This window comes from Pseudomonas helmanticensis (genome assembly GCF_900182985.1).
In the GTDB taxonomy this organism is placed as follows: Bacteria; Pseudomonadota; Gammaproteobacteria; order Pseudomonadales; family Pseudomonadaceae; genus Aquipseudomonas; species Aquipseudomonas helmanticensis.
Genome location: NZ_FXUY01000001.1, coordinates 3,576,178 through 3,595,202 on the forward strand (window position 1 = coordinate 3,576,178; position 19,025 = coordinate 3,595,202).

Consider the following 19,025-nt stretch of genomic DNA (forward strand, 5'->3'; position numbering starts at 1 on the left):
CTCGAATCAGGGAGTGGGTTGAGCGTTTTCGGCACCACGGATGACTTCCACGGTCGCTTTGCGCGCCGTCGGCTGCCCCGCCACGGCGAGAGGCCTGGGCGGTGGCGAGAGTGACAGTTGGCTGAACTCGATCAACTCGCGACGCGGCGTATCGAGCTGTCTGGCGACATCGTTGGCACCGGCCCAGTATTTCGCCAGTTGCTGTTCATCGGCGCTGCGCACCGCCAGGCGCAAGACGCCGGCACCGGACGCCAGCATCAAACGGCTGAGCAAGGCTTCCGGCACCGCCAGCACCACGCTGCGTGCAGCCATTCGCTGTTGTTCCTGCTTGAGTCGTTCATCGTCGCTGCGCGCCGGGCTGGTGGGTTGACCGTCGTTGGTCAGGCCCATCTGGCTGCCGACACCGAGCACGCGCACCGCTGGCACCACCAACTGCGCCGACGGCTGTGGATTGTTTTCGTCCTTGCGCAAAAACAGCAGCACATCGACGTAATCGCCCGGCGCCAGTTGCCCGCCAGCATTGATCACTTCATCCACGGCCACCGCCAGCGCGCGCTCACCGGGACGAATCATTCGCGCCAATTGGCTGCCGGGTTCGAAGCTTTCTTCACTCAGCCAACTGCCGGCACTCAACGGCCGCCATGGTGTGCGGCCGACGACTTGATCGACAGTACTGAGGCTGCCAGCAGGCGCGGTGCGCAGTTTTTCCACGGCGACATCGGCGGCGGTGATTTTGCCGAACGGCGCGATGTCGCGTAGCAACACTACTACCGGTTGGCGGGTCGGATCTTCAACGGGCGCCGCCGGTGCAGCGACGGGGGCAACGGGGGCGACCGCAACCGGTGCGGCGACAGGTTCCACGGGCGGTTGCCGACTCAATGTCAGCCCCCAATATCCGGCAATGATGGCACCCAGCAAAAACAAGCCGGCCAGGCCCAGAGTGATGCGACTGTTCATGACGGCTCTCCCTTTCCCGCTGCGCGTTCTGTCTTATGCAATGACCCGTAACTTCCAACGAGATAAATTCGCAATCAGGCAGCTATGAACAAGTAACTATTTCGCTATTTGACGGTAGTCCAGCGCGAACAAAACGCCATTAACAGCGATGAAATATCCAACGAAAGTAGGAGGCTAAAGCGCCAAACATGGTTTTTTAGTGTAATTGCGCCAACTAATACTTTGGCGTTAATACGTTCTTACAGTTGTTGGGCCGGGGAATGCCGACAATGCTGATGCTGGCACAGGGAAATCATGTTGCGAACGCGCAACACCTGGCGTGCTCAAGGAGAATCCTCATGTCGTATTCCCACATTGCGCAAAAAATCAAATCGCAAGTCGCCTTCTTCAAAGGCCTGGCCAAAGACACCGAGGGCGCGTCCGCCATCGAATATGCGCTGGTGGTCGGCCTCGTGGCGCTGGTGATCGCAGCCTTCGGTAACGGCATCGGCACTCAGGTCACCGCGATCCTGACCCGGATCCAGACGGCACTCACCTGATCGGACCGATAACTTGTCAATGCGGCCATTGGGTTCTAACGTCAGCACTCAGTCCATTGCAGGTGTTGCCTATGAACTCTCCACACACTTCACGCCAGCAGTTGCTCCTCGTCGACGATGAGGAGGACGCACTGCTGGAGCTGGCGGAGTTGCTGGAGGGCGAAGGCTTCACCTGTCATACCGCGACGTCGGTGAAACTGGCCCTGCACCATCTCACTCGCCATCCCGATATTGCGCTGGTGATTACCGATCTGCGCATGCCGGAAGAAAGCGGCATGTCGCTGATCAAGCGTCTGCGCGAACATACCTCGCGCCAGCATCTGCCGGTGATCGTGACGTCCGGGCATGCCGATATGGAAGATGTCAGCGACATGTTGCGCTTGCAGGTGCTGGACCTGTTTCGCAAGCCGATCTATCACGTGCGCCTGCTGGAAACCCTGGACAACCTGTTTCCCAAGGCCAAGGCGAATCAAGGTTGAGGCAGGGGGTTTTAATTGTTGCCGGAACCCACTGCGATCAGTGCGCGGTCACCCGTTGACGCAAGCCGGAATTGCTCGGCGATAACGCCAGGGCCAATTGGGTGCGGTTATGCATGTGCGTCAGACGCAGCACTTGCGAGACGTAGAGTTTCACCGTGTTCTCGGTAATCCCCAGTTCGCAGGCGATCTGATAGTTGGTCTGGCCTTTGCCCACCAGCCTGGCGACATCGAGCTGGCGCGGCGACAGTTGATTGAAGATCGCGGGTATTTCCACGGTTTCGCCTTCGCCTTGCTCTTCTTCACTCGAAGACGTGGGGCCACGGCGGACTTTGTCGAGGTCCTGGTACAGGTCGTCGATCGACTCGGAGAGGTATTGCAGCTTTTGATTGAGGTTGCCGAGTTGCAGGGTTTTCTGCCGTTCGGCCAACACCGCTTCCTGACGACGCAAACCTTCAAGCAGTTCGTCCAGGTTCACCGGTTTCTGGTAGTAGTCGGCAATCCCGGCTCGCAACGCCTTGATCACGTCCTGCTTGTCGGCCCGCCCAGTGAGCATGATCGCTTCAAAGAACCGCTGCTTGCCCGCCAAGCGTTGCAGCTCTTGCACCAGCTCAATGCCGTCCATGTCCGGCATGTGCAGATCGCAAAGCACCAGGCCGATGGCAGGGTCTTGGCTGAACTGGTCGATCGCCTGCTGGCTCGATTCGCACGGCACACAGCGGTAACCGCTGCTTTCGATGAATTCGCAGAGTTCTTCAACAATCAGCGGTTGATCGTCGACCACCAGAACTTTTACAGCAGACGTTAGCTTGCTCACTTGCTACTCCATGCCCAGGCCAAAGGCTGACCGTTCCTGTAATAACGCTGATTTGAAAGTAGACCCACTTTCCTACTATGTACATAGCAGTAGTGGCATGGGGCGACTAATGGATCCAAAGCAGGGTCAGGATTGCGCCCACCAGCACGAACGGTGCAAATGGCAGCTTATTTGACTTTTCCGGGGCCATATATCGAAGACGTTCCCTAAGCCGTTGACTCATATGCAGCCAGAGATTTGGCGCCAGCAGTAACCAGAAGACGCTGGCGATTGCCGCGCCGATAAATGTGCCGAGCAGATGAGTGCCGTCCGTCGCGAAAGCGAAAGCTGTCATAAGTTTCACATCGCCAGCACCGAAACGGTTCAGCAGATAGCCTGGCAGCGTCAGCAACAGCGCCAGCAAAAAAGCCCAGCCGCCCTGCACCGCGTCTGCGCCCAGCCACGTTTGGCCAGTCAACAGCAGATACACCGCCGCCAACCCGCCAACGCCGAGGGTCAGCAGATTGCCGATGTGCCGTTGGCGGGCATCCTGCGCCGCGCATAGCGTCAGCCAGATCAGTAGGACAAAGCTGTGCATGCGGTAAAAAACGTCCGTTTTGGCCGAATGATTCTATGCTGATATTACGTAGTGAATGTCAGGGTAGACGCACTCATGAAATCCGCCCTCCCCCGCAAGCAAAAAGGCGCTGTCGCCATCGAGTTCGCCTTGGTGTTCGTCATCTTCTTCGCCGTGTTTTATGGCTTGGTGAGCTACAGCTTGCCGCTGTTGTTGATGCAGTCATTCAATGAGTCCACCGCCGAAGCCGTGCGCCGCAGCGTGGCGCTGGATCCGGCGACCGCCAACTACTCGACCGCCGTCACCGCCACCGCCCGCACCGAGTTGACCCGACAACTGGGCTGGCTGCCCGCCGCGTTGAATTTCAACGCGGCCACCGACAGTTCGATCACCTACGTCGGCGGTGTGTTGACGGTGACCATCAACTATCCCACCAGCAAATTGAATCAGGCGTTGCCGTTTCTGGTGTTGCCGGGCGTCGGCACGGTGCCGCGCCTGCCGGCAACATTGCGCGCCTCGTCGAGCCTGCAATTTTGAGTGCCGGTGAAACGCTGTTCAGCCGCTTGCTCAATCGACAACCCGGCACCTCCCCACCACTGGAAAGCCCGGTGGCGCAAAGCGTCGGCCTGCAGTTGTATCTGGATGGCGACGGCCAGGTCCTGCACCTGAGCGGGCCATTACGGCACTTGCTCGCGCAACGCATGGCCAGCACGCAACCTGCGCATCTGCTGGATTACCTGCTGCCGCACAGCAGTCTTGCCGTGGAGGGACAACCGGCCGACTGGCAAGGACAATTGCTCGACCTCGATTTTTTCAGCCTCGCCGGCCCGCCGCTGCACTTGCGCGGCTGGGTGCAAGCGCAGGGTGACGGCTGGCTCCTGCAGATGCTCGATATCGGCGATTTGCTCGGTGAACGGCGTCAGGCGCGTAGCCGCGAGCAAGCGCAAATGCTCGCCACGCAGATTCGCGATCAATTACGCCTGTGCAGCCTCGCCCGCCTGCCGGATGCGCTGGGCGAGCAGTTGCAACGCCTGAGTCAGCAATTGCACATCCCGTGTCTGGCGGTAGCGCTGCTCGACGAGCAAGGCCTGGGCTGGCAGATTCATCAGCATTACACCGCGTTGAACGCGCCCCGACTGTGGCGTGAACAGCAGCGTTTGGGCACTGGCCTCGACAGTTTGAACGGTGCAGCACCGCAACGTTTGCTGAGCAGCGAACAGCCGCGTCTGAGCGCATTGTTCGGCCCGCATGCAGGTTTCGCCGTGCCCTATCGCGATGCCCAAGGCGTGGCGGCATGGCTGCTGTGCGCCGACTACAACGCGCAACAACAGGCGCCGGACCTCAGCGATCACGACTGGCTGCTGCTAGCAGCGGCGGTGGCAGCACCGTTACTGGAGCGCTTGCGCGAGCATCGTCACCATCAGCAACTGGAACGCCTGGAAACCCTGCAAGCGCTGCTCGGCACCGGTTGGTGGGAAGTATTCAGCGACAGCAACGAAGTGCAGTTGGCGCCGACACTGGCGCAAAGCCTGGCGTTGACGACGACGCGGTTGCCGATTCAGGACTGGTTCAATCAGGTTCACCCCGCCGACCGCGATGAGCTGCGCAGTCGCCTGCAAGCGCTGCAAGACGAAGGCGTGCCGCTGGAGTTGTGCGTGCGCTGGCAAGCCGACGCGCAATCGTTGCCGCTGTGGTATCGCCTGCAAGGCCGCTCTTTGGGCATCGGTGCCCAGCGCCGGCTGGTGGGTTTCATGCTCGACATCAGCGACATCAAGAATCAGCAGCAACAGGCCGCCGCAGCCCATGCGCGGCTGGACAATCTGATCGCCAGTTCGCCCGCCGTGATCTACGTGCAACGCTACGTTGCCGGGGCGCTGCAACCGACGTTTTTCAGCGCCAGCCTGAGCGCTCTTTTGGGCTGGAGTCTGGCTGACTGCGACGATGGCCGTCTGGTCGAACACGTCCATCCTGATGATCGCCCACACTATTTCGAACGCACTCGGCAGTTGCTGCGCGAAGGCGCGGTGAGCGCGCGTTATCGAGTGCTTGACCATCAGGGCAACGTGCACTGGCTGCTCGACGAAGCCAAGTTGCTGCGCGACGATCTCGGCTTGCCGGTAGAAGCCGTCGGCCTGTGGCTGGACGTGACTGACGCCACTCTTGCCGCCGAACAGGTCAAGGCCAGTGAAGAGCGCTACCGGATTTTGGTGGAAGATTCGCCGGCGATGATTTGCCGTTATCGCCCGGACCTGACCCTGACGTTCGGCAACCGCCCTTTGGCGATGTACCTGGAATGCGCGCCGGAGCAATTGCCCGGGGTCAATCTGGGCAGCTGGATGTCGGACGAGCAACGTGAAGCATTCCTCCAGCGTCTCGCGCAACTGACGCCGGAGGTGCCGGTGAGCACAGCGGAAATCAACCTGTGCCTGCCCGGCCGTGAGCATGCCTGGTGGGTCTGGTCGGATCGCGGCGTGTTCGATGAACACGGCACACTGATCGAGGTACAAGCGGTGGGCCGCGACAACACCGAAGTGCGCCGCTCGCAGCAACAACTGACGCAAAGCGCAAAAATGGCCACCCTTGGCGAAATGGCCACCGGCCTCGCGCATGAAATCAATCAGCCGCTGAACGTCATGCGCATGGCCATCGTCAATGTGCTCAAGCGTTTGAGCAATGGCGACGTGCAGATCGACTACCTGACCGACAAACTCAATCGCATCGACGCGCAAGTGCAACGGGCCGCGCGGGTGGTCGATCACATGCGCGTGTTCGGCCGGCGCTCGGAAGTCGAACAGCAGCCGTTCAATCCGCTGGAGGCGATCGAAGGCACGCTGTCGCTGCTGTCTGAAGGATTGCGCGGCAAAGGTGTCGAATTGCGGATCAAGGAGGCTGGCTTTCAGGTTCAGGTGCGCGGTTACGTCGATCAACTTGAACAAGTGCTGATCAATCTGATGGTCAATGCCCGCGACGCGCTGCTCGGCAAGCGCGAAGCCAACCGCGACTTCCAGCCGTGGATCGCCCTGCATGCCGAGTGTGACGAACACGTCGTGCGGCTGTGGGTCGAGGACAATGGCGGCGGCATCGACCCGCGTTTGCTGGAACGTATTTTCGAGCCGTTTTTCACCACCAAACCGGTCGGTGTCGGCACCGGTCTGGGCTTGTCGGTGAGTTACGGCATCATCGACAACATGGGCGGACGCCTGAGTGTGCGCAACGGCGACGAGGGTGCGCGGTTCTGCATCGAGCTGCCGATTGCGCTGACCGATTAGATCGCCAGCATCGGCTGCCCCGGTGGCCGGCAACTGAGGTTGGCGCCGACATCGACCTTGTTCAGGGTGATGCCGAGATTGGCCAGCAAACCATCAAGAATCGGGTCGAGTACCGGGCTGAGCAGATTGTCGATGACCACGCCCAACGTACTGTTGACGCTCGCCAGCACGTCCGCAGTGGTGGTCAGCAAGCCACCGAGCAAACTCGAACCGGTGGGTTTGTACGCCTGCACCTGAACCCCGCTCAAGGTGCCTTTCAGACTATTGACCAGGCCCTGCGTACCGAAGCTGTAATTCAGCGGCGTCTGCTTGATTTCCGGTGGCTGGTTGTAGGTGTGGATGTTCTGCATGCTCGCCACTGAGGTATCGACCATAACCCCGAGACCGCCGCCGTAAAACGGTTTGCGCGTGCTCTGGTCGCACGTCGCCGAGCCCAGCCCGAGCAGCGGAATGGTGCAGGTGATGACGCCGACATCGATCAACGCCAATGGCTGCACGGTGACATCGGCCGAGGAGGAAAACGCATTGGTCGCGTCGATCTTGCCGACCTTGAGTTTGACCAGTGACGAGTTGGTCTGGGTGGTCAGGCTTTTCGTCGCATCGCTGACGCAGTTGAAATCGGTGACATGGCTGTCAGCAGCGGCAGCTTCAAGGAGGATGTCGATGCTCGAGGTCGGCAGAATTTGCAGATTGGTGCGCTGACAGGTGCCGCCCAATGCGCAGAACAACGAGTTCAGCGTGCCGGCGATGTTCAGGTGCAGCAGGTTGTTGAGGGTGTCGGTCAAGCCACCGACCAGCGGCGTACTGACGATGGCGCTGGCCAGACCGGCGACACCGGACAGCAGTGGCAGGTTCAGCGAGATCAGTGTGCGTACCTGCGCGGTTTTCACGTAGATGCGGTTGGCGCCCATCGGGTCGGCCTTGGCCAGCGCCGGGTTGCCCACTGCCGACAACTGCGGCGGCTGGATGACTTTGACTTTCACCGAACCATTGACCAGCCCCGGAATGCTCAATGGCACGGTGGCGGTCAGGGCGTTCTGACTGTTGGCCAGTTGCACCACGGCTTCGAGTAACTGGAACACCTGCAGATTGGCATTAAGCGCGGCCGAGGTCGCGCCAGTTTGCAGTTGCAGCAACTGACCGAGCACCACCGAGGTGTTGCCGACGATGGCCTTCAACCCGAGCAAGCCGCTGACCGCGACACTGGTGGTGCTGCCACCCTTGGTCAATACGGTGATGGCGGTGTCGATCAGTTGATTGATCTGGATGCTTTGACTGAGTACCTGGGTGTAGTTACCGGCGTCGACGTGGACGTCGAGCGCCAGTTGATTGAGATAACTGAGCAGACTGATATTGGTGTCCACCAGACCTTGCCAACCGGCGACGCTGAGGTTGAGGCTGCCGCCGAGCAGTCCGCCCCACAGCGCATTCAACGCGGCTGACTTGCTGGCGTCGACCGTCAGTGCGGTGGTACCGATGGTCAGTTGCGCCATCGGCGGCAGAATCGCCGACGTGCCCACCGCCGTCGCGTGCAGGCGCGTGGTCGGAGCGACGCTGCCCGGCCGGAACAACGCGTACAGTGCGGCGCCAACACTGGTGGGCACCACGCGCGTGGCGACGACGCTGATCGCTTCTTTCTTGCTGGCATCGACGGTGAAGGCACGCAGGTTGTTCGCACCGGTTTGCACGGTGCCGCAGGTCACGGCAAGGGTCGTATCCTGCGCCACGGCAAAACCATTGCGCGCGGCGCTGGCGGTGGCAAAAGCGGCGGCGCTGAGCCCTGTCAGGCAATCACCGCTGCGCGAGATCGCCTCGAGCGCGGCGACATCGACCACCCGCTGCAAGCGCCGTTGTTCCATGTACAAGCGACCGCTGTCGACCACCAGCACCATGCACACCAGCGCCAGGCCGAGGGTTAACGCCGCCATCAGACCGATCGCCCCGCGTTGCCGGGCCGGGCCGTTGAAATGCGAACGAGGCGACATGGCGCACTCCTTTGCCGTGACCTCCATTGATGCAACTGAGTGTAGACGCGCCCGGCCCTGCCTGCTGGCAACACGCCAGCCTCAGCGCAAAAACCCAGCGTTCTGTTGAAACGGCCCTTTCAAGATCAACAGATCGCAGCCTGCGGCAGCTCCTACAGGGGTTAGCGTGGGGGGTAGTTGGTGAGGATGCGGGCGACCGTCTCGCGGATGGCGTTGCTGCGATCCTCGGGGTTGGGCTTGCTGGCGAGCATTTGCTCGTCGCTGCCGCGCCACACCAGTTTGCCGTCCTTGCCGTCGAGCAGGTCGATCTGGATGGTCGCGACTTTGTAGGTGATGTTGCGCGTTTCGTTGTACATCGGCGCGCCCCAGTAGCCATTCCATGGGCCGCCCCAACCGCCGCCGTAATTGGTCGTCACTTGTTGCTGACGATCCTCGACGATCAGATAAGTCTGCACATTCAAATCACCTTTGGCGCCCGCAGCCGCCGGGCGCAGACCACGCTGATCAAGTTGATCCGTTACCGCTTGGCGAATGCGTTGCTCGGTCAGGTCGCTTTTGATCCGTGGATCATCCGGGCGATATTGCAGGGCGGGGTCTTTCCAGCTCCAGCTGCGATAGGCGGCAAAGTCGCGGCTGGCGTCGAAGTCATGATTGACCTGGTTGGCGGCGCAAGCACTGAGCAGTGCGGCCATGGCCAGTAAAGCGAGACGGCGGAACATGGTTTTTCTCCGGTTGAAGACATGAGCCTGCTAGAGCTTCTCATTTGCAGCAAGCTAACTGGGAGGATACGCCGACATGGCCTTTTCCACAGCCTCGCGAATCGAATCCGTGCGGTCAATCTGATTGCCCTTGGCGCCGGTTTCCGCGCTGGCACTCCACACCGGTTGCCCCGTGCCGGCGTCAAACAGATCGACTTGCACCACCACGACCTGCTCGGAATAGGTGCGCACCACCGGCACGCTGTTGTACATGCCGTAGCCGCGCCCATAACGATCATAGCCGCCGTATCCGCCGCCGTAGTAGCCGTAATCGTCCTGCGCCTGACGCAAGCGCGTTTGCAGGCTCAGATGGGCGCTGACCAACAGGTCGGCCGGACGATTGTCATGCAAAGGGCGCAAACCCCGTTGATCCAGCGCGTTGCTCACCGCCTCGGCCACTTGCGCCGAATCCGCCCACGCCGTACCCGGCGGCAATTGACCGTTAAGCCAGGCCCAACTGCGGTAGCGCCCGTAATCACGCGGCGGCGCCGGGTAAGCGCTGCGGTCAAAGGTGTTGGCCGCTTGCGGCGGCGCCGGCGGCAACGGCCGCGACTGCGCCACGTAAGGGTTGCTGCCCTGGCAGGCGGCCAACCCCAGACAGATCAGCAATAACCCGGATTGAGCTTTCATTTTGTGCTCCGATCAGACCGGCCGGCAGATCCAGTGCAGGTAACGCCCAAGCCCGGCGAAGCTTGGGTGACGACGGTGAGCGAGCTCCATCTCGAGCAAATCGACGAGTTCGGCGCGGGCCTGGAATTCCACCGGCATGTAGTCGTGAAAAACCCGGATCCCGCTCTGGCTTTCGACCTGCCACAGGCCGTCGAGTTGCGTTGCCAATTCGCGCGGATCGAGCGGTTGCTGCGGGGTCAGGCTCTGCTTTTCACCGGCCATGTCGTTCTTGCGCATTTTCTTGAAATGGCCTTTGAGCAGGTTGCGGTAGATCAGCGCGTCGCGGTTGTAGAACGCCAGCGACAACCAGCCGCCGGGCTTGGTCAATTGGTGCAGCACCGGCAGGATCGCGTGGGGTTCGGCGAGCCACTCGAGCACGGCGTGGCAGATCACCAGATCGTAGGGTTCGGTGAGTTGCCCGAGCAACGCCTGCCACGGTGCCTGAATAAACGTCGCGGTTTGCCCAGCCTCGGCGAAACGCTGGCGGGCGCCTTCGAGCATCGGCGCGGCCGGCTCGGTGAAGGTCACGTCGTGGCCACGTTCGGCCAGCCATAAAGACATGTGGCCGAGACCACCACCGATGTCGAGCACCCGCAACGGGCGATCCGGCAACGCTTCGGCAAGGTCGGCCTGCAACACCGCGAGGCGAATTGCGCCTTTGGCACCGCCGTAGATTTTTTCGGCGAAACGCGTCGCCAACTGATCGAAATGCCGGTCGCTCATCAGCTGAACCGCCGTTCGCTGTCGGCGAGCTTGGCGCGCACCACTTCATTCATGTCCAGGCCCAACTCGCTGCACAGCAGCAACAGATACAGCACGATATCGCCGACTTCCTGCCCGGCGTGGGCGAGTTTTTCAGCGGGCAACTGGCGCGACTGGTCCTCGCTCAGCCACTGGAAAATTTCCACCAGTTCAGACATTTCGACGCTGGCGGCCATGGCCAGGTTTTTCGGGCTGTGAAATTGCCGCCAGTCATTGCGGTCGCGAATGGCGTGCAGGCGTTCGGTCAGTTCAACAAGGTTCATCGGGCTCTCCTGAAGGCGTATAGCTTCAAGCGGATACGCCCTGAAGGCAAGACCCATGTAGGAGCTGCCGCAGGCTGCGATCTGTTGATCTTGATCTTTGAAAAACAACATCAAAAGATCGCAGCCTGCGGCAGCTCCTACAGGTTTTACGTTCGGCGCTGCATTGGGCCATACTCGTGGCAGGGAACTCGGCCACCTGCGTTGTGGCCCAAGGCTCAGCTCTTTCATCAGGATGAACACATGCAGGTAGAAAGCTTTTTCGAGTGGCTCGGCCAGGCGCTCGGCTCGATCATCCGCTTTATCGTCGACGGGCTCAGTGGCCTGTTCAACATTCTGAGCCATGCCGGCGGCAATTTTGTCGACGGGCTGGCGAAGACGCTGGGGATGGACACGTCGATCATCAGCATCATCGCGCTGATCGTCGGGCTGATGCTGCTGTGGTCGGCGATTCGCGCGTTCATGAATGCGTCGATCATTGCCGGGATCATCTGGTTGCTGCTGGGGTTGTGGTTGCTCAGCTGGATAATTCACTGACACCAAAAAACCTTGTAGGAGCTGCCGCAGGCTGCGATCTGTTGATCTTTTAAGGCAACATCAAAAGATCGCAGCCTGCGGCAGCTCTTACCTGTTTATCCGGGGCGCATAAATCCTCACCCACTACCTCCCGCACACAACTTCTCCCCTGCAAGAGTGTGGTTCAGTGGAAACATTTCTAGCTGACCCACCGTCTACAGGGGATTGTGTTAATCGCTACAATCCCCGCTCCCCCAAGGAGCCTGCATGTCCAACCTGACCACCGACTGGCGCGATCGTCCGACTCATCGCAAAGTCTGGGCGCTCGCTGCGCCGATGATCCTTTCCAATATTTCCGTACCGCTGGTAGCGCTGGTCGACAGCACCGTCATCGGTCATTTGCCCCACGCCCATCAGTTGGGTGCCGTGGCGGTGGGCGCCAGCCTGTATACCTTTCTCGCCTGGGCCATGGGCTTTCTGCGCATGGGCACCACCGGGTTTGCCGCGCAGGCGGCCGGGCGCAGCGATGGCGCGGCGTTGCGGCAGATTCTGTTGCAGGGCCTGCTACTGGCGATGGGACTGGCATTGCTGCTCGGCAGCCTCGGCGTACCGATGAGCGGCCTGGCGCTGCATTTCATGCAGCCGTCAGCGGAACTCGATCAGCTCACTCGCGACTTCTTCCACACGCGGCTGTTCGGCCTGCCGGCAGCGCTGGCCAGTTACGCGCTGGTTGGCTGGTTCCTCGGTACGCAGAACGCACGCGCGCCCCTGGCGATTCTGCTGACCACCAATCTGATCAACATCGTCCTCAATCTGTGGTTCGTCATTGGCCTGGACTGGGGCGTGGTCGGATCCGCGCGCGCCTCGGTGATCGCCGAATGGAGCGGCGCCCTGCTCGGCTTGCTGCTGACACGCAAAGCCTTACGCGCGTATCCCGGGCACATCATCTGGGCGGCGCTGAAGCTGTGGCAGAGCTGGCGACCCTTGCTGGCGGTCAATCGCGACATCTTCATCCGCAGCCTCGCACTGCAATCGGTGTTTTTCATGATCACCGTGCAAGGTGCGCGGCTCGGCGATGCGACGGTCGCGGCCAATGCGCTGCTGCTCAACGGCCTGCTGCTCACCGCCCACGCACTGGACGGGCTTGCGCATGCCGTTGAAGCGTTGTGCGGGCATGCCATCGGCGCGCGTGATCGTCTGGCCCTGCGCCGTTCGCTAGTGGTGGCCGGCGGCTGGTCATTGATCGCCAGCCTCGGTTTTGCTGCGCTGTTTCTTCTCGGCGGGCATCTGTTCATCGAGATGCAGACCAATATCCAGAGTGTGCGTGACACGGCGTTTGTCTACCTGCCTTATCTTGCCGTGCTGCCATTGATTGCGGTGTGGAGCTACCTGCTCGACGGCCTGTTCATCGGCGCCACCCGCGCCCGCGAAATGCGCAACGGCATGCTCCTGACCGTTGTCCTGCTATTGCCGTTCGCCTGGGCGCTGCAAGGGTTGGGCAATCACGGCCTGTGGATGTCGTTTCTGCTGTTCATGGTGCTGCGCAGCCTCACGCTCGGGGCGATGGCCTGGTGGCTGAAGCGCAATGACGGCTGGTTCAGCGGCGGCGTTCACTGAGTCGGCGTGTGCTGGATGAAGCCGACGATTTGATCGAGTACCGGCGCCAATTGCCGCAGCGGCCGCGACAATGTCGCGACCAGCGTCACATGGCTGGGCCGCGAGTAATACAGATCCTGCACCGGCACCCCGGCCCCGCGCAGCTTGCGCGCCAGGCCGCCGGTATTGCGTGACGGGTTGACCAGATCATCCTCGGTCGCGGCAATCAGCAAGGCCGGCGGTGCGCCTCGGCTGACATGGTTGATCGGCTGCGATTGTGGCGGTGAATCCGGCCAGAAGAACACCGGGCGCACGTCAGGATTTTTGATCGGCAGGAAATCATAAGGCCCGGCCAGTCCGATCCAGCCACGCAGATCGTGGGGTGACATGCCCACCGCCGCGAGAAAATCCGCATCGAGGGCGAGCATCGCCGCGTTGTATCCGCCGGAACTGTGACCGAGCAAATACAAGCGTTGCGGGTTGCCGGAATACTCGCGGATATGCGCCTTGGTCCAAGCCAGCGCCTGCGCGCCGTCCTCGAGAAACGCCGGATAGCGCACCTGCGGGTACAAGCGATAATCCGCCACCACCGCAACAATCCCCCGCGAGGCCAACGCTTCGCCGACGAAGGTGTAATCCCCGCGATCGCCACTGTTCCAGCTGCCGCCGTAGAAAAACACCACGACCGGCGCATCGGCGAGCGGCTGACGCGGCACGTAGACGTCGAGCTTCTGCCGTGGATCAGCACCATAGGCGATACCCGTCGTGCGGCTGAAGGTGTCGTCCGGCGTCAGCGCATTGAGGATTTTCACCGGCGAACAGCCACCGAGGCTCAACATCAGCAGGACGCTGGTGATTGCGCCGAACCACGTTGAACCGAGCCATTGCCGAAAACCAACGCTCATGGAGGCTGCTCCCTCAGGGTTATTCTTTCTGCCAGTGTCGCCGCAAATAATCGAGCCGCTCCTGTTGCGTCAGCCCCGCCGGTTGCGGCACCAAAACTTCACGCGGATGCTGCAAGCGTAGCCACAACCAGCCATCGAGCACCGCGCGCTCGGTAAATCCCAGCGCCATGCCTTGCCCGGCATGCAGCGACAACTGCGCATAGGCGATACCCATGGATTGGCTCCAGCGCCAGATATGCTGCTCCAGCAGGCAAGTCTGCAGGCGCTCGCACTGGCGCGGGCTCAGCGTTTCCTCGATTGCCAGGCGTTCGACCGGCAGGCGCGGGTTGCGTAACTGTTGCCAGCCCTCAGAGCCGACGCCGCGATCCGCCCAGGTGCCACCGAACCAGCGCACCTGCCGGATCGGCCCGAGCCAGCGGCTCAACTCGCGGGCATCGCAGGCATCGAAGAAGTAGCTGGCGGTCTGGCGGTTGTAAAAGCCCAGCAAGGCCCGATGGCTCAGGCCGAATGAAACGGTGAGCATGCGGCGCAAATGCCCGAGCAACGGCTCCACAGGCGTTGTGCTTTCGAGGAGCAGGCCGCGCCAGGTCTGTGGATCGCTGTGACACAAGGCCGCCAGCGCCGGGCAGTTCTGCAGGCTGATCAACAGCGGCCCTTGCTCACGAATGGATTGAAACTCGGTGCCGTCGAACAGCCAGAAACACTGCACGCCAGCGAAGCCTGCGCGTAACGTGGTCAAGGCCTGCGGCGCATCGACACTGTCGAGTAACAACCACTGCGCGACGGCGCTCATCGTCCGCCGCTCTGTTCAAGGGACGTCACCAGCCGACAGGTACACACCGCCTGCGAACAATGCACGAAGCTGCCGCCACCCGGCATCAGACACAGCAGCATCAAAGGTTCCGCCGATTGCAGCAGGCGTTGCAGCCCGTCATCGAGTCGGGTTTGCGGCGGTAATGGCAAGGGCTGGTCTGCGACCGGCGCCGCAGCGACTTGCAATACACCAGTGATCATCGGTTGATCCGGATCACCCTCGAAGAAACTCACCACCACTTCGACACCCTCGGCCAGTGCATTCATTGGCGCCTCGGCCAGGGTTGGCGACATAGGCAGCCAGCAATGGCTGTCGGCGGCACCCTCGCCCTGATACGACCAGTCGAACTGCACCGCGACCGGACGCGATTGATCAGGACGCGGTTCATCGACGGCAACCACCCAGGCCCGTTGCAGACTGTGCATGCGCTGGCGAACAGCAACCGTCGCCGACGCAGCAACCCAGGACTGCTCCAGCGCAAAGATCCGGTTGCTGTAGGCCGGGATCTGAAGTTGATCGGCGTGATGCTCGATTCGGTTCAACAACCAGCGCCGGTTGCATTCACCCAGCGGATGGCCGCTCAGTGCCAGCCACCGGCCGCTGCGCAATCGCGCCAGCTCACTGCAGCCTTCGGCCGTGCGCGTCGACTGCGCGCCGCTGGCCAAGCTCTGACGTTGGCCCTGCAACCGCCATTGGTGGATCGCCTGCGGCTCACTTTGCCCGTCACCTTCGCCGCAAAACACCGCCGCGACGGCTTGCGGCAGTTGCGTCGGATCATCGCCGAACACCAGGCAATGTCCGTCGGGACGATGCTCGAAGTGATAGTGAATGCGCGCCTGCCGGCACAAGCGCTGGAGCAGTTGCAGATCCGATTCGTGGTACTGGGTGCAGAAGGTCCGGACCGGATGATCGACGCGGCACTCGAAGCGGCGCTGCGCGCCAACGATGCCGTGTTCCCTGAGCACTTGATCAAGGATCTGCGGCACCGAGCGGCCACTGAATATGCGCTGGCTGAAGCGCAGACTCAGGTAACTCAACCTCGGCCCCAGACGCACTCGGCACAACCTCGCAGCATGGCCGTACTCGTGCTGGACAAGGCTTTGCAATTGCCCGTGCACACCCTCCCCCAGCGCGCCGAAACAAAGAAACGCTGATCGGTAGAGCAAACCGGCAAGGTCCAGTTGCGCATCGTCGATCAACACATCGATCTCGAACGCAAACGGCTCACTGAGCGCTTCGTTACCGGTAAAGGCCAGGACTTCGAGGGGGTCGGACAGACCCGCTACATCGAGACGAAACAACGACTCGTTGAATGGATCGAACATTGGCGGATCTCTACAGGAGGGGCGGCCGAGGATTCTCGCCGAGAGGCATGGCCGAGTAGAGTGCCGAAGTACAACTTAGGAAATGACCTACGCGAAAAGCAGACCGGATGACTTTGCTGACCCGGATAGACAAGGATTTCACACGGAACTTGGGATATGTCCCACCGGGATATCCGAATTTTCCCCGGCTAGCGGGGAAAACTTCAGACAACCCGGTGAAACGACAACCTGCCGTCAGGAAGACAGGTAGGAGGAACGGGTCAGGCCCAGACGCAAGGCATCGAGGAATTGCGTGCGCTCGCCGGCACTGATGCGCGCGCTGGCGCACTTGTCGCGGTAGTGCGTCATCAGTTCTTCTGGCGACAAGTGCACGTAACGCAGCATGTCTTCGATGGTGTCGTGGGTCTCGATACCGGCGTGGTACACGCTGCCATCGGCGTTCTGGTAGATGTTCACCGAGTCGGTGTCACCGAACAGGTTGTGCATGTCGCCAAGGATTTCCTGATAGGCGCCGACCAGGAACACGCCCAGCAGGTAGTCTTCACCTTCGTTCAAACCGTGCACCGGCAAGCTGGTTTCGATGCTCTGCTCGTCGACGTACTGGTTGATCTTGCCGTCGGAGTCGCAGGTCAGATCCTGCAGCACGGCGCGGCGCAGCGGTTCTTCGTCAAGACGGTGCAGCGGGATGATCGGCAAGACCTGATCGATCGCCCAGGTGTCCGGCAGGCTCTGGAACACCGAGAAGTTGCAGATGTACTTGTCGGCCAGCTTGTCGTTGAGCTCGTCGAGCACCTGACGGTGCGAACGCTGACGCGCTTTCAGCGAGTTGTGCAGGCGACGGCAGACCGCGAAGTAGCACTGCTCGGCCAGGGCTTTTTCGGCCAGGGTCAGTTTGCCGTCAGCGTACTGCGCAGCCACGTCGCTCATGTAGTGCGTGGCGCGCCAGTAGGTTTCGGTGACCATTTCGATGTCGGTCGGGCCGAGCAGGTCAACCAGCCACTGCACGGTTTCCGGCAGCGATTCCTTGTTTTCGATCTGCGGGATTTCGTCGTTGTGCTTCTCGACGTCAGTCACCTGCACAACCAGCATCGCGTGGTGCGCGGTCAGCGAGCGGCCGCTCTCGGAGAAGATGTGCGGATGCGGCAGGGCCTGCGCATCGCAGAACTCCTTAAGCATGCCGACCACGACACCGGCGTAATCGTCCATGTCGTAGTTGATCGAACTGGCGTTGCGCGAGTGGGTGCCGTCATAGTCGACACCGAGACCGCCGCCAACGTCGATGTGATCGACCGGCAGACCGAGGTTGCGCAACTCGCCGTAGTAACGGATCGCTTCCTTGAAACCGTGCTGATAGTCAGCCAGGTTGGCAATCTGCGACCCCATATGGAAGTGCAGCAGGCGGATGCCCTGATCGAGACCGGCCGCGCGAAAGCGCTCGACCACCGACAGCAGTTGTGCCGCCGACAGACCGAATTTGGATTTCTCGCCACCGGTGTCCGCCCACTTCGACGACGCCAGCGACGACAGGCGCACGCGCAGGCCGACCTGTGGCTTGACCTTCAGCGAGGCGGCTTCTTCGATCACCAGAGCGACTTCGGATTCTTTCTCGATCACGATGAACACGTTGTGACCAAGCTTCTGACCGATCAGCGCCAGACGAATGAATTCGCGGTCCTTGTAGCCGTTGCAGACGATGGTACCGCCCTTCGGCGCCAGCGCCAGTACGGCCAGCAATTCAGGCTTGGAGCCGGCTTCCAGGCCGATGGAAACGTCCTGGGTGGCGATGATGTTTTCGATCACCGCTTCTTGCTGGTTAACCTTGATCGGGTACAGCGCGGTGTACTTGCTCTGGTATTCCAGACGCTCGATGTTGGCATCGAAGGCGCCGGTCAACTGGCGGACACGGTCTTGCAGGATGTCGGGGAAACGAACCAGCAACGGCAAGGACAAACCGCTTTTGCGCAGTTGGTCGACTTGCTCGAACAGGTCAATCGGCGAGCTGCTCGGGCCGTTCGGACGAACTTCGACGCGACCGGCTTCATTGATCGCGAAATACCCGGCCCCCCAATGGCGAATCCCGTAAACACTGCGGCTGTCCGCAACTGTCCATTGGCTGCCATCGTCTTTACGTGTGCGTCGTACGGACATCGAAGTCCCCTATAAAGAAGTCATAGTGCGTCGCCTGATCTCAGGCCGGCGCAGTCTAAAGAATGAAAATGACGGTTCGTCAGCGCGGCGGTAGACCGCACTGACTGCGTGGAGTTTAGAAACCGGTCATGAACAGGCTCTGTGAAAACCATGGAGACGACGCCGGATCTGAAGTATTTCAGCGCCGGATCAAGCCGCAGATGGATTTCACAGAGGCTGCTAGCCGCCGGACTTCTTCGCTTTGAAACCGTGCTTGATCAGCTCAGCCAAGAGTAGCTCGACATGATCGCCCTGGATTTCGATGATGCCGTCTTTCAACGCGCCGCCGGTGCCACAACGTTTCTTCAACGTTGTCGCCAGCTCCTTGAGCGCGTCTTCGGCCAGCGGCACGCCGGTGATGGTGGTCACCGTCTTGCCGCCACGGCCCTTGCTCTCGCGGCGCACGCGGGCAATGCCGTCGCCGGCCGGGATCACGGTTTGTTTGCAGATACAGGCGTCCACCGGCTTACTGCATTCCGGGCAATGACGACCTGCGTCGGTGGAAAATACCAGGCCACCTAAGGCGGCGAAGGATGCGGCTTTTTTGGCCACCGGCAATCCTCTCGGGAGGACAAAGACTGATCGCGACCTTGGGCAAGGTCATCGACCGCGAAGCCCCACTCAGGCAGGGGCA

19 protein-coding genes are annotated in these 19,025 nt (G+C 61.1%); 6 read left to right on the plus strand and 13 right to left on the minus strand.

Features of this window, described 5'->3' with window-relative positions:
• Positions 1-6: 6 nt before the first annotated feature.
• Positions 7-957 (minus strand): Flp pilus assembly protein CpaB, encoded by a 951-nt coding sequence (cpaB, locus tag QOL84_RS16045; protein WP_283437836.1) that lies wholly within the window; start codon positions 955-957, stop codon positions 7-9.
• 338 nt (positions 958-1,295) lie between these two features.
• On the opposite strand from cpaB, the gene QOL84_RS16050 reads away from it, so the two are divergent.
• Together QOL84_RS16050 and QOL84_RS16055 are read left to right on the plus strand one after the other, a co-directional pair.
• Entirely contained in the window at positions 1,296-1,496 is a 201-nt protein-coding gene (locus QOL84_RS16050; RefSeq protein WP_008078249.1) for a Flp family type IVb pilin, read from the plus strand.
• 71 nt (positions 1,497-1,567) lie between these two features.
• Positions 1,568-1,975, plus strand: coding sequence for a response regulator (locus QOL84_RS16055; protein ID WP_129388589.1), 408 nt, complete (start codon positions 1,568-1,570; stop codon positions 1,973-1,975).
• Positions 1,976-2,012: 37 nt separating this feature from the next.
• On the opposite strand, the gene QOL84_RS16060 is transcribed toward QOL84_RS16055, so the two are convergent.
• Complete coding sequence (locus tag QOL84_RS16060) at positions 2,013-2,789, minus strand: response regulator transcription factor (RefSeq protein ID WP_283437837.1); 777 nt, start codon at positions 2,787-2,789, stop codon at positions 2,013-2,015.
• A 106-nt stretch (positions 2,790-2,895) separates the two neighbouring features.
• Positions 2,896-3,366, minus strand: coding sequence for a prepilin peptidase (locus tag QOL84_RS16065; RefSeq protein WP_283437838.1), 471 nt, complete (start codon positions 3,364-3,366; stop codon positions 2,896-2,898).
• 75 nt (positions 3,367-3,441) lie between these two features.
• Here QOL84_RS16065 and QOL84_RS16070 point away from each other — a divergent pair, with 75 nt between their 5' ends.
• Both QOL84_RS16070 and QOL84_RS16075 read left to right on the plus strand, forming a co-directional pair.
• Positions 3,442-3,882 carry a TadE/TadG family type IV pilus assembly protein gene (locus QOL84_RS16070; RefSeq protein WP_129388581.1) on the plus strand — a complete coding sequence of 147 codons (441 nt, stop codon included), beginning with the start codon at positions 3,442-3,444 and terminating at the stop codon, positions 3,880-3,882.
• Positions 3,879-6,614 (plus strand): PAS domain-containing sensor histidine kinase, encoded by a 2,736-nt coding sequence (locus QOL84_RS16075; protein WP_283437839.1) that lies wholly within the window; start codon positions 3,879-3,881, stop codon positions 6,612-6,614. The genes QOL84_RS16070 and QOL84_RS16075 overlap by 4 nt, the downstream gene beginning before the upstream one ends.
• Here QOL84_RS16075 and QOL84_RS16080 read toward each other — a convergent pair.
• From QOL84_RS16080 to QOL84_RS16100, 5 genes are all read right to left on the minus strand, one after another.
• Entirely contained in the window at positions 6,611-8,599 is a 1,989-nt protein-coding gene (locus QOL84_RS16080) for a TadG family pilus assembly protein (protein WP_283437840.1), read from the minus strand. The two genes, QOL84_RS16075 and QOL84_RS16080, sit on opposite strands and share 4 nt — an antisense overlap.
• A gap of 161 nt (positions 8,600-8,760) precedes the next feature.
• Positions 8,761-9,318, minus strand: a complete 558-nt coding sequence (locus tag QOL84_RS16085; protein WP_008078236.1) for a DUF4136 domain-containing protein — start codon at positions 9,316-9,318, stop codon at positions 8,761-8,763.
• A gap of 54 nt (positions 9,319-9,372) precedes the next feature.
• Positions 9,373-9,987 (minus strand): DUF4136 domain-containing protein, encoded by a 615-nt coding sequence (locus QOL84_RS16090; RefSeq protein WP_283437841.1) that lies wholly within the window; start codon positions 9,985-9,987, stop codon positions 9,373-9,375.
• A 12-nt stretch (positions 9,988-9,999) separates the two neighbouring features.
• Complete coding sequence (locus QOL84_RS16095) at positions 10,000-10,749, minus strand: methyltransferase (protein ID WP_283437842.1); 750 nt, start codon at positions 10,747-10,749, stop codon at positions 10,000-10,002.
• Entirely contained in the window at positions 10,749-11,051 is a 303-nt protein-coding gene (locus QOL84_RS16100; RefSeq protein WP_283437843.1) for a MazG-like family protein, read from the minus strand. The genes QOL84_RS16095 and QOL84_RS16100 overlap by 1 nt, the downstream gene beginning before the upstream one ends.
• A gap of 240 nt (positions 11,052-11,291) precedes the next feature.
• Between QOL84_RS16100 and QOL84_RS16105 the strand changes: the two genes are divergently transcribed.
• On the plus strand, positions 11,292-11,585 hold the full coding sequence (locus QOL84_RS16105) for a hypothetical protein (protein WP_129388561.1): 294 nt from the start codon (positions 11,292-11,294) through the stop codon (positions 11,583-11,585).
• Between the two features lie 246 nt (positions 11,586-11,831).
• Complete coding sequence (locus tag QOL84_RS16110) at positions 11,832-13,181, plus strand: MATE family efflux transporter (protein ID WP_283437844.1); 1,350 nt, start codon at positions 11,832-11,834, stop codon at positions 13,179-13,181.
• Here the strand turns inward: QOL84_RS16110 and QOL84_RS16115 are convergent.
• The 5 genes from QOL84_RS16115 to QOL84_RS16135 all read right to left on the minus strand — a co-directional run bounded on the left by QOL84_RS16115 (position 13,175) and on the right by QOL84_RS16135 (position 18,943).
• A complete protein-coding gene (locus QOL84_RS16115; RefSeq protein ID WP_283437845.1) occupies positions 13,175-14,065 on the minus strand; it encodes an alpha/beta hydrolase in 891 nt (296 codons plus the stop codon). The genes QOL84_RS16110 and QOL84_RS16115 overlap by 7 nt on opposite strands.
• A gap of 19 nt (positions 14,066-14,084) precedes the next feature.
• Positions 14,085-14,858, minus strand: coding sequence for a DUF4123 domain-containing protein (locus QOL84_RS16120; RefSeq protein WP_283437846.1), 774 nt, complete (start codon positions 14,856-14,858; stop codon positions 14,085-14,087).
• Positions 14,855-16,204, minus strand: coding sequence for a type VI secretion system Vgr family protein (locus QOL84_RS16125; RefSeq protein ID WP_283437847.1), 1,350 nt, complete (start codon positions 16,202-16,204; stop codon positions 14,855-14,857). Before QOL84_RS16125 ends, QOL84_RS16120 begins: the two co-directional genes overlap by 4 nt.
• Before the next feature lie 234 nt (positions 16,205-16,438).
• Positions 16,439-18,352 carry an arginine decarboxylase gene (gene speA, locus QOL84_RS16130; protein ID WP_129388549.1) on the minus strand — a complete coding sequence of 638 codons (1,914 nt, stop codon included), beginning with the start codon at positions 18,350-18,352 and terminating at the stop codon, positions 16,439-16,441.
• 219 nt (positions 18,353-18,571) lie between these two features.
• Positions 18,572-18,943 (minus strand): translation initiation factor Sui1, encoded by a 372-nt coding sequence (locus tag QOL84_RS16135; protein ID WP_007914613.1) that lies wholly within the window; start codon positions 18,941-18,943, stop codon positions 18,572-18,574.
• Positions 18,944-19,025 lie beyond the last annotated feature (82 nt).